Origin of the sequence: Actinokineospora pegani (assembly GCF_009745975.1) — a bacterium.
GTDB lineage: Bacteria > Actinomycetota > Actinomycetes > Mycobacteriales > Pseudonocardiaceae > Actinokineospora > Actinokineospora pegani.
Window position 1 is genome coordinate 112,014 of the sequence record NZ_WHOL01000107.1, and the last position, 16,636, is coordinate 128,649.

Genomic DNA, 16,636 nt, shown 5'->3' on the forward strand with positions numbered 1-16,636 from the left:
ATGACCACCTTCGCCCTCCACCTCGCCCTGCCGGACGGGGACCGGCCGCTGTCGGCCGCCCCCACCCGGCTCTACAACCTCGGTTCGGCCACGGTGGACTCCGCCGCGGCCGAGGCGCACCAGCGGGAGGTCGCCGACGTCGGGGTGCGCATCGCCTTCGACGTGCCCGCCCCGCGGATCTACCCGATGGCGGTCAACTCGGTGACCACCGACGACGTCGTCGGCGTGCACAGCGGGCGCACCTCCGGCGAGGCCGAGGTGGTCCTGCTGGTCTCGGACGGGGAGCTCTACATCGGGGTCGGCTCCGACCACACCGACCGGGAGCTGGAGCGGCTGTCGATCATCTGGTCCAAGCAGTACTCCCCGAGCGTGCTCGGTAAGCGCGTCTGGCGCTGGGCCGACGTCGAGCCCAGGTGGGACCGCCTGGTGCTGGAGTCCACTGTGGACGGGGAGCTGTACCAGCGCGGCCCGGCCTCGGTGTTCCTGTCGCCGCCGGAGATCCTGAAGGTCCTCGGCGAGCGGGTGAGCGAGCTGCCGCCGTCGTACCTCGTCTTCTGCGGCACCTACACCAGCATCGATAACCGCATCCGGCACGGCGGCCAGTGGACCGCGGCGCTGCACGACCCGGAGACCGGTGCGCGGCTGGAGCTGTCCTACCGGGTCGTCGACCTGCTCGCCGAGATCGAGACCGGCTTCCGGGTCCCCCTCCGACCGAAGGAGCGCTGATGTACGGACGCAGGGCGCGGGTGGGCGTCGTGGTGCCCGCCACCAACACCACCGTGGAGCCGGAGTTCGCCGCGCACGCACCGGCCGGGGTCGCCGTGCTGGCCACCCGGGTCCCGGTCGCCGAGGTGGATCGACCCGAGGACAAGGTGGCCAGCCTGCTGGCCATGCGCGAGCAGGTCGACGGCGCGGTGGCGCACCTGGCCTCGGCCGGGGTCGACGCGATCGCCTACGCCTGCACCTCCGGAAGCTTCCTCGCCGGGCGCGACGCGGACAGTGCGATGTGCGCCCGCCTCTCCGAACGGCACGGCGTCCCGGTCGTCACCGCCAGCTCGGCGCTGACCGCCGCGCTCACCGCGCTGTCGGCCGGCAGGGTCGCGGTGGCCACCCCGTACGTGGCCGCCGTCGCCGACGGGGCCGCCGGGTACCTGGCGCAGGCCGGGTACGAGGTGGTCTCCCGCAACGACCTGCACGTGCTGTCCAACCTGGCCAAGGGCAGGCTGGAGCCGACCGCCAGCTACCTCGCCGCCCGCGACCTCGACGTCGCCGACGCCGACGCCGTGGTCATCGGCTGCACCAACTGGCGCACGCTGGACGCGCTCGTCGCGGTCGAGGCCGACACCGGCAGGCCCGCGGTGAGCAGCAACCTGGCCACCCTGTGGGCGCTGCTGCGCCTGGCCGGGGTCGACGGCCCGCTCAGCCCCGGCACGGCGCTGATGTCGCTGGACCTGCCCGAGTCCGCCCGCACCGGGTGGGCCGCGCCCGTGGCGACGGGGGTGCGCGGTGGCTGACCCGACCGACACCCGGCCGGTCGCCCTGGTGACCGGCGGCGCGGGCGGCATCGGCCGCGCCCTGTGCGCCGACCTCGCCCAGCACGGGCACACCGTGGTCAGCGCCGACCTGGTCGCGGACCCGGTGCCCGGCGCCGCGCACTCGATCGAGCTCGACCTGCGGTCGGGGGAGTCGTGCCGGGCCGCCGTCGCCGATGTGCTGGCCCGGTTCGGCGGGCTCGACCTGCTCGTCAACAACGCGGGCGTCAACGCCAGGGGCCGCGCCCAGGACGTCCCCGAGGAGGTGTGGCTGCCGGTGGTGGACATCAACCTCAACGGCACGCTGCGGATGTGCCAGGCCGCGCACGCCGCGCTGGCCGCGCGCGGCGGCACGGTCGTCAACCTGGCCTCGACCGGTGGCCTGGTGGCCATCGCGGGCTCGGCCGTCTACGGCGTCACCAAGGCGGCCGTGATCCACCTGACCAAGGTCCTCGCCCTGGAGTGGGCGGCCGAGGGCGTGCGGGTCAACGCCGTCGCCCCGACCATCGTGCCCTCCCCGATGACCGCCGACGTGGTCGACGACGCCGAGTACATGGCGGCCAAGCTGGCCTCCATCCCGCTCGGCCGGGTCGTCGACGCCGCCGAGGTCGCCGCCGCCGTGCGCTGGCTGGCCTCGCCCGCGGCGGGCATGGTCACCGGCCACACCCTCCCCGTCGACGGCGGGGTGAGCGTGCTGTGAGCGACGTGAGCGTCAAGGCCGAGGTCTCCCAGCCCGGCCCGGAGGCCCCCAAGCGCGGCGAGCGCCGCCGCAGGCCGATCCTGCGCTACGTGCTGCGCCGGGTCGTGATCGTGCCGATCTCGCTGTTCGTGCTCGGCAGCGTGTGCTTCGTGCTGGTCCTGTTCATCCCCGGCGACCCCGCGGTGACCATCCTGGGCGACTTCGCCACCCCCGAGCAGGTCGCCCTGGTCAACGAGCAGCTCGGCCTGGACCAGCCGCTGTGGGACCGGTACGTGTCCTTCTGGGGCAACCTGTTGCAGGGGGACCTGGGCACCTCGTTCTTCACCAACCAGCCGGTGCTGCACGAGATCGCCCTGTTCCTGCCCAACACCATCGAGCTGGTGGTGCTGGCGCTGCTCGTCGCGGTGAGCCTGGGCCTGGTCATCGGCGTCCTCGGCGCCTACTTCGCCCGCCGCTGGCCGGACCGGGTGATGACCGGCCTGACGTCGGGGCTGCAGTCCGTGCCGGACTTCTTCCTGGCCCTGGTGGGCATCTACGTCTTCTTCTTCCTGCTCGGCTGGGCCCCGGCGCCCATCGGCAGGCTGCCCATCGAGGCGGGCGGGCAGCAGACCCCGTTCCTGATCTTCGGCAGCCTGTTCAGCGGCGACTGGACCACCCTGGGCCAGGCGCTGTCGCACGCGGCGCTGCCGGTGATGTCACTGGGCCTGGTGTACTCGTCGTACTTCGCCAAGACCGCCCGCGGCAGCATGGGCACGGCGCTGACCACACCGCAGGTGGAGTTCGCCCGGGCCTGTGGCCTGCGCGAGCGCACCGTGGTGCGCTACGCGTTCCTGGCGTCGCGGACCACGGTCATCACCTACATCGCGATCCTGTTCGGCTCGCTGCTCGGCGGCGCGGCCATCGTGGAGCGGGTCTTCAACTGGCGCGGCATGGGCCAGTGGGCGCTGGACGGGGTGCTCAAGGTCGACGTGCCGATCATCCAGGGCTTCGTGGTCACCGCGGGCCTGATGACCCTGACCCTGTTCCTCGTGCTGGACCTGGTGGTCCTGGCCCTCGACCCGCGGGTGAGCTATGAGTGAGACGACCAAGGCCCCGGCCCGCCCGTCGGTCGCGCACTCGGTGTGGCGCGCGGTGCGCGGCAACCCGGGCATCGCCATCGGCGGCGGGATGCTGCTGGCCATGCTGCTCGCGGCGTTCTTCGCGCCGCTGCCCTACGACCCGATCACCCCGGACCCGACCAGCGTCCAGCAGGCGCCGTCCGGCGCGCACGTCTTCGGCACCGACGCCAACGGGTTCGACGTGTTCTCCCGGGTCGTCGCGGCCGGTCGCAGCGACCTGGTGCTGGCGCTGCTGGGCACGCTCGTCTCACTCGTCGTCGGCCTGCTGATCGGGCTGCCGCTGAGCACCAAGAGCCGCTACAGCGAGGGGTTCATGCGGGCCCTGGACGCCTTCCAGTCCTTCCCGCTGATCGTGCTGTCGGTGACCATCGTGTCGCTGACCGGCAACGCCATCCAGAACATCGTCTACGCCATCGTCATCATCAACGGACCCCGGTTCATCCGGCTCATCCGCGGCGAGGCGCTGGCCATCCGCGACGGCCGGTTCATCGAGGCCGCCGTCGCCACCGGGGCCCGGCCGCGGCGGATCGTGTTCCGCCACATCATGCCCAACGTGGTCGACGTCTGCCTGGTGCAGTGCTCGCTCACCGCGGCCAACGCCGTGATCGTCATCGCGGCGCTGAACTTCCTCGGCATCGGCGTCTCACCGCCGGACCCGACCTGGGGCTCGATGGTCCAGGTCGGCGCCCAGGGCATCTCGACCGGCCAGTGGTGGGTCGCGATCTGGCCGGGGGTGGCGATCTTCGTCGCCATCGCCAGCCTGAACGTGCTCGCCAACGGCATCCAGCGACGGATGGAGGGGAGCTGACGTGCTGACCGTGTCCGGACTCACCACCGAGTTCCGCACCAGGAAGGGCCCGGTCCGGGCGATCGACGACATCGGCTTCGAGGTGCCCACCGGCGTGGCCGTCGGCGTGGTCGGCGAGACCGGCTCCGGCAAGTCGGTGACCATCCGATCGGTGCTGGGCCTGCTGCCCGCCTACGGCCGGGTGATCGGCGGCCGGGCCGAGTTCGAGGGCCAGGACCTGGTGACCGCGAGCCGCAAGCGGCTGCGCCACGTGCGCGGCAACCGGATCGGCTTCGTCGCGCAGAACCCGTTCGGCGCGCTGAACCCGGTGCTGCGCATCGAGAAGCAGTTCGCCAACGTCGTCCGCGCGCACCGCAAGATGAGCACCTCGGCCGTGCGCGAACTGGCGCTGCGGCGGTTGGAGTCGGTGCAGGTGCCCAGCCCCGAGCGGGTGCTGCGCGGCTACGCCCACGAGCTCTCCGGCGGCATGGCGCAGCGCGTGGTCATCGCACTGGCCATGCTGCACGACCCGCCGCTGGTCATCGCCGACGAGCCGACCACCGCGCTGGACGTGACCGTGCAGCGCCAGATCCTCGACCTCATCGCCGCCCAGGTGGCGGGCGGCGACCGGTCGCTGCTGCTGGTCACCCACGACCTCGGGGTGGTCGCGCAGTACTGCGCCCACGTCGTGGTGATGCGCTCCGGCCAGGTCGTCGAACAGGGGCCGGTGGCCGAGGTGTTCACCGACCCGCGGCACGCCTACACCCGCCAGTTGCTCGCGGCGGTGCCCCCCGCGCCGTGGTCGGCCGCGGCCAAGGCGGAGACGACGGCGGAGGCGGCCCGATGAGCGTCCTCGAGCTGTCCGACGTCCGGCACGTGTTCCGCCGCGGCGGCAAGGAGGTCTTCGCGGTCAACGGCGTCTCGCTGACCGTCGAGCAGGGCGAGACGGTCGCGGTCATCGGCGAGAGCGGGTCGGGCAAGTCGACCCTGGGCCGCATCGCCCTGGGCCTGATCACCCCGACCGGCGGCGAGGCCCGCTTCGACGGCGCCGCCCTGTCCGCGCTGAGCAAGGCGGACATGCGGGCCGCCCGGGCCCGCCTGCAGGTGGTGTTCCAGGAGCCCTACGAGTCGCTGAACCCGCGGATCAAGGTCGGCGACATCGTGGCCGAGCCCCTGATCATCCACCAGCCCGGGCTGAGCCGGGCGCAGCGCCGGGACCGGGTCGTGGCGATGCTGGAGCGGGTCGGGCTGTCCGCCGAGCACGCCGACCGGCTGCCCCGCCACCTCAGCGGCGGGCAGCAGCAGCGCATCGGCATCGCCAGGGCGATCATCACCGGGCCGCGGCTGGTCGTGCTGGACGAGCCGACGTCGTCGCTGGACGTGTCGGTCCGCGCCCGCGTGCTGGACCTGCTGCGCGACCTGCAACGCGAAGAGGGCATGTCCTACCTGTTCATCTCGCACGACCTGGCGACCGTCGGCACGATCAGCGACCGGGTCGCGGTGATGTACCTGGGTCAGATCGTCGAGCAGGGCCCCACCGCGGAGGTGCTGGGCAACCCCAGGCACCCCTACACCAAGGCGCTGCTCTCGGCGACGCTGAGCGCCGTCGTCGGCGAGCGCCAAGAGCACATCCCACTGCGCGGCGAGATCCCCAACCCCACCAGGGAACCGCGGGTGTGCGTCCTGAGCGGGCGCTGCCCGATCGAGGTCGCGGAGTGCTCGACCGGGCCCATCGCGGCGCGGCTGGTCGCCGACCGGCACGAGGTCGCCTGCCTGCGCGCCGAGCGCAGCGACGAGCTGCTGCCGACCGGGGAGCCCGGGTGAGCGCCGGGTACCTGGACGCCCCGTGGGGCCAGGTCCACTACCACCACGCGCCCGGCGCGCCGGTCACCGAGCAACTGCGCGACGGCCGACCGCTGCTGGTGCTGCTGCACCAGAGCCCGCTCTCGGGCCGCCGCTACCGGCGGGCACTGGCCGGGCTGGCCGGGTTCTGCGTCCCGGTGGCCGTCGACACCCCCGGCTACGGCAACTCCGGCCCGCCGGGCGGGCAGTGGTCGGCCGCCGACTACGGGGCGGTGGCCTGGCTGGTCGCCGACGCGTTCGGCGCCGAGCGGCCGTGGCTGTTCGGCCGGGCCACCGGCGCGGTGTTCGCCCTCGCCGCCGCGGCCGGGCAGCCGGGCCGGGCGGCGGGCGTGGTGCTGCACGGCCTGCCGGTCTACACCGAGGCGGAGAAGGCCGACCGCCTCGCCGGGTTCGCCCCGCCGTACGCCCCCGACGACGACGGCGCGCACCTGGCCTGGATCTGGGCCCGGGTGCGCGGGGAGTACCCGTGGGCGGACCCGGCGCTGAGCACCGACCTGGTGGCCGACTACCTGGCCGCCGGACCCGACTTCGCCGCCTCCTACCGGGCCGTCTGGCGGCACGACCTGGCGGCTGCCGCCGAGCGGGCCGGGCCGGTGGACCTGCTGCTGGCGGGCGCCGCCGACCGGATCGGGCACATGCACGCCCGCGCCGTGGCCGCCGTGGCCCACACCCGGGCGGCGGTGCTGGCCGGGGCCACCGACTTCGTCGCCGAGCAGGACCCGGCCGCCTTCTGCGGCGCGCTCGCCGACACCATCGACCGAACGGGGGAAACGGCATGACCGCCACACCGGGCGACGGCCCGCTGACCGGACTGCGGGTGATCGACGCCTCCACCATCCTGGCCGGGCCGCTGTGCTGCCAGCTCCTGGGCGACTACGGGGCCGAGGTCATCAAGGTCGAGCACCCGCAGCGCGGCGACGGGATGCGCGGGCACGGCCCGGCCAAGGACGGCGAACCGCTGTGGTGGAAGGAGATCTCCCGCAACAAGCGCACCGTGGCCGCCTCCCTGTCCACACCGGACGGCGCGGAGCTGCTGCTGCGCCTGGCCGAGCGCTCCGACGTGCTGGTGGAGAACTTCCGCCCGGGGACCCTGGAGCGCTGGGGCCTGGGCCCCGACGTGCTGCTGGCGCGCAACCCCCGGCTGGTCGTGGTCCGGGTGACCGGCTTCGGCCAGACCGGGCCCTACGCCGCCCGCGCGGGCTTCGGCACCCTGGCCGAGGCGATGAGCGGGTTCGCCCACCTCACCGGCCCGGCCGACGCCCCGCCGTCGCTGCCCGCCTTCGGCCTGGCCGACACCGTGTGCGGCATCGCCGCCACCGCCGCCACCATGATGGCCCTGCACGAGCGCGACCGCTCCGGGGCGGGCCAGGTCGTCGACATGAACCTGCTGACCCCGCTGCTGACCGCCGTCGGCCCCGGCCCCACGGTCTACGACCAGCTCGGCGTGGTGGGCACCCGGCACGGCAACCGGTCGGTCAACAACGCCCCCCGCAACACCTACCGCACCGCGGACGGCAAGTGGGTCGCGGTCTCCACCAGCGCCCAGAGCATCGCCGAGCGGGTCATGCGCCTCGTCGGGCACCCCGAGGTGATCGACGAGCCGTGGTTCGCCACCGGCGGCCAGCGCGCCGAACACGCCGACCTGCTCGACGCGCACGTCGGCGGCTGGATCGCCCAGCGCACCCGGGCGGAGGTGCTGGCCGCCTTCGACGCGGCGGGCGCCGCCGTGGCCCCGGTCTACGACGCCGCCGACATCGTCGCCGACGAACACGTGAGGAAGACAGAGATGCTGACCACCGCGCCGGACGCCAAGCTGGGCGACGTCCTGATGCACAACATCATGTGGGGGATGTCCCGGACCCCCGGGCGCATCCGGCACGTCGGCCGCGACCTGGGCGCCGACACCGACGCCGTGCTCGGTGAGCTCGGCTACCGCCCCGAGGACATCGACGCCATGCGCGCCCGCGGAGCGGTCGCGTGACCCCCCGCGTCGAGACCCGCGGGACGGCCTGGCTGTCGGCCGTGCTCAGCGGCGACCCGACGGTCTTCGACCTCGGGCGCTCGCTCTACCGCGGCATGCCGCAGTCGCCGAACCACCCGCCCTACTGGCACACCCTGCCGCGCAGGCACGGCGACGCCGTCCGCGCCGACGGCGGGTCCGCCGCCGCCGACCACATCTCGCTGGGCACCCACGTCGGCACGCACATCGACGCGTTCTCCCACGTCTCCCACGACGGCAAGCTGCTCGGCGGGGTCGACGCGCAGGACGCCCAGCGCGGCGGGGCGATGCGCGAACTGGGCGCGGAGACCATCGAGCCGATGTTCCGCCGGGGCGTGCTGCTCGACGTGCCCGCGGCGCTGGGGCTCGACTCCTGCGACCCCGGCTACGAGATCACCCCGGCCGACCTGGAGCGCTGCGAGCAGCACCACGGCGTCCGGCTGGGCGCCGGGGAGGTGGCGCTGATCCGCAGCGGCTGGGGCGCCCGGTTCGACTCGCCGGACCCGCGCGAGTTCATCGGCCACGACTCCGGGGTCCCGGGCGTGGGCGAGGCCGGGGCGCGCTGGCTCGCCGACCGCGGCGCGCACGCGGTGGGCGCGGACACGATCGCGTTCGAGTGCCTGCCGCCCGGCCGGGGCCACAGCCTGCTGCCCGCGCACCGGGTGCTGCTGGTCGAGCGCGGCGTGCACATCATCGAGACGATGGACCTGGAGGCGCTGGCCGCGGCGGGGGAGCACGAGTTCCTCTTCGTCCTCGCCCCCCTCAAGCTCGTCGGCGCCACCGGCTCCCCGGTTCGGCCGCTGGCCGTGGTCGCGGGGGGTCTGCGATGACCGCCGTGGAGACGACGCTGTCGCACGCGTTGGCCGCGTTCGCCGCGCGCACCGCGCGGCGCCCGCTGCCACCGGAGGTCGCCGACAGCGTCCGCGACCGGGTGCTCGACGTCCTGGGCCTGTGCGTCGGGGCGCTGCCGCTGGACACCAGCGCCGCCGCCCTCGCCTACGTGCGCGAGCAGGCCGGGGCCGGGCAGGCGCACGTCGTCGGACAACCCGACCGGGTGCCCGCGGCCCTGGCCGCGCTGGCCAACGGCGTCCTGGCCCACTCGCTGGACTACGACGACACGCACCTGCCCTCGGTGCTGCACCCCAGCGCGTCGGTGGTGCCCGCCGCGCTCGCCGCGGCCGAGGCCGCGGGCTCCGACGGGACCGCCCTGCTGGCCGCGATCGCCACCGGGCTGGAGGTGTGCGTCCGGCTCGGGATGGCGGGCTACGACAGCGACGCCAAGACCTCGCTGTTCTTCGAGCACGGCCAGCACGCGACCTCCATCTGCGGGGCCGTGGGCAGCGCCGTGGCCGCCGCGATGCTGCTCGGCCTCGACGAGGCGGGCATCGGGCACGCGCTGGGCATCTCGGTGTCGATGGCCTCCGGGGTCATCGAGGCCAACCGCACCGGCGGGACGGTCAAGCGGCTGCACTGCGGCTGGGCCGCGCACGCCGGGGTCTCGGCCGCGCAGCTGGCCGCCCACGGGTTCACCGGGCCGCCCGCCGCGCTGGAGGGCCGGTTCGGGTTCTTCCAGGCCCACCTGCACGGCCGGTTCGACCCGGCGGCGATCACCGACGGCCTGGGGGAGCGGTGGGAGGTGCCGGGCATCTTCTTCAAGCCCTACCCGGCCAACCACTTCACCCACACCATTGTCGACGCCGCCGCCGACCTGCGGGCCCAGGGCGTCACACCCGAGGCGGTGGCGTCGTTGCGGGTCGGGGTCCCGGCGTCGGTGGTGCGCACCGTCGGCGAGCCGATCGAGCGCAAGCGGCTGCCCACCACGTCGTACGAGGCGCAGTTCAGCGGCCCGTACGCCGCCGTGGTCGGCCTGCTCGGCGGCGGCGGCCTCGGCGCCGCCCTGTCCGACTACGCGCCGGACCTGCTCACCGAGCCGGGGCGCACCGCCCTGATGGCCAAGACGACGGTGGTCGCCGACGACGAGTGCACCGAGATCTTCCCGCACCAGTTCCCGTGCGTGCTGCGGGCGCGCACGGTGGACGGTCGCGAGTGGACGACCAAGGCGCTGGTCAACCGGGGCGGGCCGGACAACCCGCTGACGCGGGAGGAACTGCGGACCAAGTTCCGCGAGAACGTGACGGGCCTGCTGGCCCCGCGGGCGGCCGAGGCCGTCGAGGCGGCGGTGGCGGGACTCGGCGGGGCAGCGACACCGGGCGAGCTGATGGCGCTGGTCCGGACCGATCGGGGGAACAGCCGTGGATAGCGAGGGAGTGGACATGTACGACCTGGTTCTGCGCGACGTCGACCTGGTCCGGCCGGGTGTCGAGGCGGTGGAGCGCACCGACATCGCCGTGCGCGCAGGCAAGATCGCCGCGATCGGCCCGGACCTCGGCCCGGCGGCCGAGGTCGTCGACGGCGGCGGGCGGCTGGCGTTCCCCGGCGTCGTCGACGCCCACCAGCACTGGGGCATCTACAACGAGCTGGGCGCCGACACCGAGTCCGAGAGCCGGGCGTGCGCCCAGGGCGGGGTCACCACCGCGCTCAACTACATGCGCACCGGCCAGTACTACCTGAACAAGGGCGGGGAGTACGCCGCCTTCTTCCCCGAGGTGCTCGCCGCCGCGAACGGCCGCGCCTACGTCGACTACGGGTTCCACCTCGCGCCGATGATGAGCAGGCACATCGCCGAGATCCCCGACCTGGTCAGCGAGCACGGGGTGCCCTCGTTCAAGGTGTTCATGTTCTACGGCGCGCACGGCCTGCACGGCCGCTCCGCCGACCAGAGCTCGTTCCTGATGATCCCCGAGGGGGAGCGCTACGACTACGCGCACTTCGAGTTCGTCATGCGCGGCATCCAGGCCGCCCGGGAGCGGTTCCCCGAGCTGGCCGACGAGATCTCGCTGTCGCTGCACTGCGAGACCGCCGAGATCATGACCGCCTACACCCGCCTGGTGGAGGAGGAGGGCACGCTCACCGGCCTGGAGGCGTACTCGGCCTCGCGCCCGGCGCACTCGGAGGGCCTGGCGATCTCGGTCGCCTCCTACCTGGCGCACGAGACCGGCCTGGTCAACATCAACCTGCTGCACCTGTCCTCGCGCAAGGCCGTGGACGCGGCACTGCGCATGGCCGAGGCGTTCCCGCACATCAACTTCCGCCGCGAGGTCACCATCGGCCACCTGCTGGCCGACTTCCGCACCGCCCACGGCATCGGCGGCAAGGTCAACCCCCCGCTCCGCGACCGCGACGACGTCGAGGCGCTGTGGGAGCACGTCGCCGCGGGCGACATCGACTGGGTGGTCAGCGACCACGCCTGCTGCCGCGACGAGACCAAGTTCGGCGCCGACCGCGACGACGTGTTCGTCGCCAAGTCCGGCTTCGGTGGCACCGAGTACCTGCTCGCGGGCCTGCTCACCGAGGCCACCCGCCGCGGCCTGCCCCCGCACCGGGTCGCCGAACTCCTCTCGGCCAACCCGGCCTGCCGCTACGGCCTGCGCGCCAAGGGCGACATCGCGGTCGGCAAGGACGCCGACATCGCCCTGGTCGACCCCACCCACTCCTGGACGGTCCGCGCCGAGGACTCCGAGTCCACCCAGGAGTACACCCCGTTCGAGGGCTTCGAGCTGACCGCCAAGGTCACCGACACCTTCCTGCGCGGCCACCACGTCCTGGACAACGGCAAGATCACCGGCGACCCGACGGGGACCTACCTGCGCCGTCCCACATCCTGACACCCACCTGCCCTGGGCCACGCGGTCGTCGACCGGGACCGGTGTCCTCCAGCAGGGCACCCGGGTGGCGTAGGCCGTCGGCGGTCAGGAGCTGATGTCCACCAGGACCTTGCCGACGACGCCGGCCTCCACCGCCCGGTGGGCGTCGTCGGTGCGGGCGAGGGGGAAGCGGACCAGGGGCAGGCCGTGTTCCCCGCCGACCGGGAGGGCGCCGTCGCGGACCGCGGCGGCGACGTCCTCGGCGCCCGCGGCGAGCGCTCGCGCGCCGACGGTGTAGAGGACCAGGAACTGGTAGCGGGTGTTCAGCATCATGTTCTGGCGGACGTCCAGGCCGACCGGCTTGTCGCCGTCGTTGGCGTAGGTCGAGATCGTCCCCCCGGTGCGCAGGACGGCCAGGTCGAGGTCCAGGTTCGCGCCGAGCGCGACCTCGGCGACGATGTCGACGCCGTCCGGGGCGAGGGCGCGGATCTGCCCGGCGGGGTCGTCCCCGCGGTAGTTGACGACGTGGTGGGCGCCCGCCGCGGTCGCCAGCCGGGCCTTCTCGGGGCCGCTGACGGTGCTGACCACCGTGGCGCCCGCCCACCGGGCGAGCTGGATGACCGCGTGGCCCACCGCCCCGGCCCCGCCCGCGGCGAGCACCACCTTGCCCTCGAGCGCGCCGGGGCGCAGGCGGGTCGGCCCGTCCTCGGCGACGGTGAGGGCGCGGTGCGCGGTGATGGCCGGGACACCGAGTGCGGCGCCGAGGTCGAAGCCCGCGCCGTCCGGCAGCGGCACGGCCAGGTCGGCGGGGACCACGGTGAACTCGGCGGCGGTGCCGAACGGACGGCCGACGGTGGTCATGAACAGCCACACGCGCTGGCCGACCCGGCCCTGGTCGACCCCCGCGCCGACGGCGTCGACCACCCCCGCGCCGTCGAGGTGCGGGGTGAGCTCCGGGAACGCCATGGGGTTGGTGGCGCCGGAGCGGGTCTTCCAGTCGGTCGGGTTGACCCCCGACACCGCGACCCGGACCCGGACCTCGCCCGGGCCGGGCGCGGGGAGGTCGCGGTCGACCAGTTCCAAGACCTCGGGGCCGCCGTTGTCGCGGTAGACGATCGCCTTCATGACCTGTCCTTCTCGATCGGGTGCTCTTCTCGGGTGGAACAAGGGCGGGCCTGCGTTTATTCATCCGGTTCGGCGATCCTGCCGGGCTGGCGGTGGTGCTGGGGCGCGCCGGTGTGAATCATCGAGGCAGGTTGGCCCTGTGTCCCCATCGGCGAGAGGTGTGATCTGCTTGACGGCGGAAACCGAGATCCCGGCGCTGCCCACGGCGCGGCCGAGCGGGTGCCCCTTCGACCCGCCCGAGTCCTACACCCGGCTGCGGGAGGAGGACCCGGTGGCGAAGGTCCGCTGCCCGGCGGGCATGGACGCCTGGCTGGTCACCCGGCACGGCGATGTGCGGGCGGTGCTCGCCGACCGGTCGATGAGCTCGCGTGGCGGCGCCTCGGCGCACGTCAACGCGGGCGGCAGGCTCGACGGTGAGCCCGTCCCCGGGTCGATCATCCAGCTCGACGGCGAGGCGCACGCCCGGCTGCGGCGGATGGTGGTCGCGGAGTTCACCGTGCGGCGGGTCGAGGCCATGCGCGCCTACATCCAGCGGCTCGTCGACGACCACATCGACGCCATGCTGGCCGCGGACGGGCCGGTCGACCTGGTGGAGGACTTCGCGCTGCCGATCCCGTCGCTGGTGATCTGCGAGCTCCTGGGCATCCCGTACGACGACCGCCGCCAGTTCCAGGCCCAGAGCACGGTCCTGGTCAGCACCGACAAGACGTTCGAGGAGAGCCAGCACGCCCTCGGCGGGCTGGCCGGCTACCTCGGGACCCTGTTCGAGGGCAAGCTGCGCGACCCCCAGGACGACCTGATCAGCAGGCTCATCGCCAGGGGCGAGGCCGCGGGCGACCCGCTGACCATGCCCGAGCTGGTCGTCCTCGGTCTGAGCCTGCTCGTCGCGGGCCACGAGACGACGGCCAACATGATCGCGTTGAGCACCCTGGCCCTGCTGGACCATCCGGACCAGCGCGACACCGTCCTCGCCGAGCCGGAGACCGCCGTCGAGGAGCTGCTCCGCTACCTGTCCGTGGTCCAGTTCGGCGTCCTGCGCTACGCCACCGAGGACGTCCGTGTCGGCGACCAGGCCGTCAAGGCGGGGGAGTGGCTCGTCGCCGCCCTCGGCTCGGCCAACCGCGACGAGGCCCAGTTCGCCGCCGCCGACGCGCTCGACTTCCACCGCGAGTCCCCGCGCAAGCACATCGCCTTCGGCTTCGGCGCGCACCAGTGCGTCGGCCAGCAGTTGGCGCGGGTGGAGTTGCAGGAGGCGCTGACGCGCCTGTTCCGCCGCATCCCCGACCTGCGCCTGGCGGTTCCCCGCGACTCGCTGCGCTACAAGGACAACACGCTGGTGTACGGGGTTCACGAACTGCCGATCACCTGGGGCTGACCGAACCGCGCGCCGACAGGCCCGTGCGGGCGCCTCGTGCCGGTCGGCGGAGGTCCGCCGGGAGAACCCGGCTCGATCATCAGCGGTCCCCGCCGTGTGGGTTCGGCCGGGTCGGAACGCGGGGGGCCGCGGGCGGCGGCCCCCCGCTGGTCCGGATCGCGTGGGCGGCTCAGAAGCCCATGCGGCAACCGGACACGACGATCTCCTGGCTGAGCAGCGTCACCACGCGCACCGCGTACTGCGCGCGTTGCCCGTTTGGCCCGGTGACGGTCTGGTTCAGGTGCACCGTCGCCACCCCCGGGATGCCGATGGTGACGGGTCCGGTGCCGATCGGCGTGCCGTTCAGCGTGCCCACCCGCGACGAGCTGGACAGCCCGGACTCGGTGGCCACGCAGGAGGTCTCGATGTCGGACAGCGTGATCGCGCCACCGAGCAGGCTGGCGCTGGACACCTCCGCCCCGGCGTCGGTGTGGCCGGTCTGCGCGTCCAGGAAGCAGTCCGCGTGCAGGGCCTGCACCGAGGCGAGGCCGAACACGTTCAGCGACGCGGTGGTCTTGTCCGAGGAGGGCGGGCAGGTGGCGTGCGGCGTCTTGGCCAGGTTGATCAGCCCCGAGGCGCTGATCGACCACGCCTCGGCCCGCACGTGGGACACGATCTTCACCACGGCGGTGGCGGACGCGCCGTCGTCATCGGTGATCGTCACCAGCACGTTGTGCGCGCCGACGCCGGTGTAGGCGTGCGACGCGGTGCACGTGCCCGCACCCGGGCCCTGCGCCACGGTCCCGGCCACCACCGGCGTGCCGTCGGCGAAGTCGACGGTGCAGGTGTGGGTGTCGTTCCCGGCGACGTCGGTGAACGGCGCGGTGACGCCGACGGACTGACCGCGCGGCACCAGCGTGCCGCCCGCGGGCGCGGAGACGCTCACCTGGGGGGCCACATTGGACAGTGTCAGCGTGGTCGTGGCGGCCACGTCGGGGTGCAGGCCGTCGTTCGCGCTCAGGCGCAGGGTCCACACGCCGTCGTCATCACAGGTGACGGTGGTGTCCACCGAGTTCGGCGCGGAGAAGGCGCACGTCGCGCCCGCGTCCACACCGGACTGCGGCACGGCGCTCCACTGCGTGCTCAGGCTCGGCCCGTCGGGGTCGACGACCGTGCCCGCCAAGGTCACCGGGGTGCCCTCCTGGCCAGCGTACGGTCCACCCACGACGACCTCGGGCGGGCTGTTGACCACCACGGTGGTGCAGTCGGTGACGGTGCCCGCGCCACCGCCGTCCGTGCCGCGCGCGGTGACGCACAACTGGTGCGTGCCGGGCGCCAGGGCGGCGGTGTCGACGGTGTAGTCGACCGTCGCCGGGCCGGTCCCGGGCAGGGCCGGGGTGACGTTGGTGATCACGGTGGGCGCCCCGCCGTCCACGCTCAGGGTCAGGTCGGTCAGCGTCGAGTCGATGATGCCGGGGACCACGTCCGGCAGGGTGGCCGGGTCGGGCACCGAGGTGCAGGTGCCGCCGGTCAGGTCGGCGATGGCCTGCAGGCTCGAGTTGTACGAGCCGCCGTTGCACGCCGAACCGGGTCCCACGGCGAAGGTGTGGTAGTCGACGTTGGCGGGCACCGCGCCCGCGACCCCTGTCACGTCGCCGGAGGCGAAGCCGTCGGACAGGAACAGCACCACCTTGCGGCCCTGCGACTGGGCGTCGGTGACCGTTGTCGCCGCCTGCACGGCCGGTACGAAGTTGGTGCCGCTGCCGAACGACCTCGGGGTGAACTGCTGCACCCCGCCGATCACCGCGGAGTCCACCGCCTCCACGACGTCGCGGGTTCCGTTGCCGTTCTCGTCGGCCTCGGGGGTGGTCAACAACTGGTCACCGCCTGCCGGGCGCACGTCCACGGTGGCGGCGCCGGAGCCGAACACCACCGCCCCGACGCCACCCACCACCGTGTTGGCCGCCGCGGCGACCGCGTTCAGGTTGGCCACGGCGGTCTTCTCGCAGGTGAGGACCGTTCCGGCCGCGCACCCGCTCGCGGTGCTGCCGGAGACGTCCACGACGTAGGTGAGCGCGGTGTCCTTGACCGCCACCCCCGTGCCGATCGCCGCGGTGCCGGTGACGGTCACCGGTCCCTGCGGCACCACCGTGCCCGCCACCGGACTCGCGACGTCCACCGAGATGCTCGTGCCGCCGGGCAGGTTCGCGTCCACGGCGATCGCCTGCGCGCCACTGGTGACCACGGCGACGACCGCCACCGCCGCCACCGCGGCCATGCGTCTGGATATCACACTTCCACGCCCCTTCGCTGGTATGTGCTCGCGGAGGGGGAATCGGAACTGCGGGGTCCGGGTTACTGCGCTGTTCGAGTGAGTGTCTTTGCGTTGCGGGACAACGCTCGAACGGCCCTGTGCGGCTGCTCTTTACGGGTCGTGGCGAGGGGGGTGGGCCG

The 16,636-nt window shown here is 73.7% G+C and carries 15 protein-coding genes; 13 read left to right on the plus strand and 2 right to left on the minus strand.

Going from position 1 to position 16,636, the window contains the following annotated elements; genetic code table 11:
* The 12 genes from GCL84_RS20510 to GCL84_RS20565 are packed head-to-tail and all read left to right on the plus strand — an operon-like array spanning window position 1 to window position 11,724.
* On the plus strand, window positions 1–726 hold the full coding sequence (locus GCL84_RS20510; protein WP_156757138.1) for a DUF2848 family protein: 726 nt from the start codon (window positions 1–3) through the stop codon (window positions 724–726).
* On the plus strand, window positions 726–1,514 hold the full coding sequence (locus GCL84_RS20515; protein WP_156757139.1) for a maleate cis-trans isomerase family protein: 789 nt from the start codon (window positions 726–728) through the stop codon (window positions 1,512–1,514). Before GCL84_RS20510 ends, GCL84_RS20515 begins: the two co-directional genes overlap by 1 nt.
* A complete protein-coding gene (locus GCL84_RS20520) occupies window positions 1,507–2,232 on the plus strand; it encodes an SDR family NAD(P)-dependent oxidoreductase (RefSeq protein ID WP_156757140.1) in 726 nt (241 codons plus the stop codon). Before GCL84_RS20515 ends, GCL84_RS20520 begins: the two co-directional genes overlap by 8 nt.
* The gene (locus GCL84_RS20525) at window positions 2,229–3,311 is read left to right on the plus strand and encodes an ABC transporter permease (protein WP_197523396.1); all 1,083 of its coding nucleotides are present in this window, start codon (window positions 2,229–2,231) and stop codon (window positions 3,309–3,311) included. The genes GCL84_RS20520 and GCL84_RS20525 overlap by 4 nt, the downstream gene beginning before the upstream one ends.
* Complete coding sequence (locus GCL84_RS20530; protein WP_156757142.1) at window positions 3,304–4,158, plus strand: ABC transporter permease; 855 nt, start codon at window positions 3,304–3,306, stop codon at window positions 4,156–4,158. The genes GCL84_RS20525 and GCL84_RS20530 overlap by 8 nt, the downstream gene beginning before the upstream one ends.
* 1 nt (window position 4,159) lies before the next feature.
* Complete coding sequence (locus GCL84_RS20535) at window positions 4,160–4,984, plus strand: ABC transporter ATP-binding protein (RefSeq protein WP_156757143.1); 825 nt, start codon at window positions 4,160–4,162, stop codon at window positions 4,982–4,984.
* Complete coding sequence (locus GCL84_RS20540) at window positions 4,981–5,961, plus strand: oligopeptide/dipeptide ABC transporter ATP-binding protein (RefSeq protein ID WP_156757144.1); 981 nt, start codon at window positions 4,981–4,983, stop codon at window positions 5,959–5,961. The genes GCL84_RS20535 and GCL84_RS20540 overlap by 4 nt, the downstream gene beginning before the upstream one ends.
* The gene (locus GCL84_RS20545) at window positions 5,958–6,779 is read left to right on the plus strand and encodes an alpha/beta fold hydrolase (protein ID WP_156757145.1); all 822 of its coding nucleotides are present in this window, start codon (window positions 5,958–5,960) and stop codon (window positions 6,777–6,779) included. Before GCL84_RS20540 ends, GCL84_RS20545 begins: the two co-directional genes overlap by 4 nt.
* Window positions 6,776–7,981 (plus strand): CaiB/BaiF CoA transferase family protein, encoded by a 1,206-nt coding sequence (locus tag GCL84_RS20550; protein WP_156757146.1) that lies wholly within the window; start codon window positions 6,776–6,778, stop codon window positions 7,979–7,981. Before GCL84_RS20545 ends, GCL84_RS20550 begins: the two co-directional genes overlap by 4 nt.
* Window positions 7,978–8,829, plus strand: coding sequence for a cyclase family protein (locus GCL84_RS20555; protein ID WP_235926507.1), 852 nt, complete (start codon window positions 7,978–7,980; stop codon window positions 8,827–8,829). Before GCL84_RS20550 ends, GCL84_RS20555 begins: the two co-directional genes overlap by 4 nt.
* On the plus strand, window positions 8,826–10,259 hold the full coding sequence (locus GCL84_RS20560; RefSeq protein ID WP_156757147.1) for an MmgE/PrpD family protein: 1,434 nt from the start codon (window positions 8,826–8,828) through the stop codon (window positions 10,257–10,259). Before GCL84_RS20555 ends, GCL84_RS20560 begins: the two co-directional genes overlap by 4 nt.
* Before the next feature lie 13 nt (window positions 10,260–10,272).
* On the plus strand, window positions 10,273–11,724 hold the full coding sequence (locus GCL84_RS20565) for a dihydroorotase (RefSeq protein ID WP_156757148.1): 1,452 nt from the start codon (window positions 10,273–10,275) through the stop codon (window positions 11,722–11,724).
* A gap of 84 nt (window positions 11,725–11,808) precedes the next feature.
* Here the strand turns inward: GCL84_RS20565 and GCL84_RS20570 are convergent, their stop codons facing one another.
* Complete coding sequence (locus tag GCL84_RS20570) at window positions 11,809–12,828, minus strand: NADPH:quinone reductase (RefSeq protein ID WP_156757149.1); 1,020 nt, start codon at window positions 12,826–12,828, stop codon at window positions 11,809–11,811.
* 169 nt (window positions 12,829–12,997) lie between these two features.
* Between GCL84_RS20570 and GCL84_RS20575 the strand changes: the two genes are divergently transcribed.
* Window positions 12,998–14,203, plus strand: coding sequence for a cytochrome P450 (locus GCL84_RS20575; protein ID WP_235926509.1), 1,206 nt, complete (start codon window positions 12,998–13,000; stop codon window positions 14,201–14,203).
* Window positions 14,204–14,372: 169 nt separating this feature from the next.
* On the opposite strand, the gene GCL84_RS20580 is transcribed toward GCL84_RS20575, so the two are convergent.
* Window positions 14,373–16,460 (minus strand): vWA domain-containing protein, encoded by a 2,088-nt coding sequence (locus GCL84_RS20580; protein WP_156757151.1) that lies wholly within the window; start codon window positions 16,458–16,460, stop codon window positions 14,373–14,375.
* Window positions 16,461–16,636 lie beyond the last annotated feature (176 nt).

Coding starts and splice junctions, on each gene's coding strand:
- GCL84_RS20510 (WP_156757138.1), top strand. CDS start 1: ATGACCACCTTCGCCCTCCACCTCGCCCTGCCGGACGGGGACCGGCCG.
- GCL84_RS20515 (WP_156757139.1), top strand. CDS start 726: ATGTACGGACGCAGGGCGCGGGTGGGCGTCGTGGTGCCCGCCACCAAC.
- GCL84_RS20530 (WP_156757142.1), top strand. CDS start 3,304: ATGAGTGAGACGACCAAGGCCCCGGCCCGCCCGTCGGTCGCGCACTCG.
- GCL84_RS20540 (WP_156757144.1), top strand. CDS start 4,981: ATGAGCGTCCTCGAGCTGTCCGACGTCCGGCACGTGTTCCGCCGCGGC.
- GCL84_RS20550 (WP_156757146.1), top strand. CDS start 6,776: ATGACCGCCACACCGGGCGACGGCCCGCTGACCGGACTGCGGGTGATC.
- GCL84_RS20560 (WP_156757147.1), top strand. CDS start 8,826: ATGACCGCCGTGGAGACGACGCTGTCGCACGCGTTGGCCGCGTTCGCC.
- GCL84_RS20565 (WP_156757148.1), top strand. CDS start 10,273: ATGTACGACCTGGTTCTGCGCGACGTCGACCTGGTCCGGCCGGGTGTC.
- GCL84_RS20570 (WP_156757149.1), bottom strand. CDS start 12,828: ATGAAGGCGATCGTCTACCGCGACAACGGCGGCCCCGAGGTCTTGGAA.
- GCL84_RS20580 (WP_156757151.1), bottom strand. CDS start 16,460: ATGGCCGCGGTGGCGGCGGTGGCGGTCGTCGCCGTGGTCACCAGTGGC.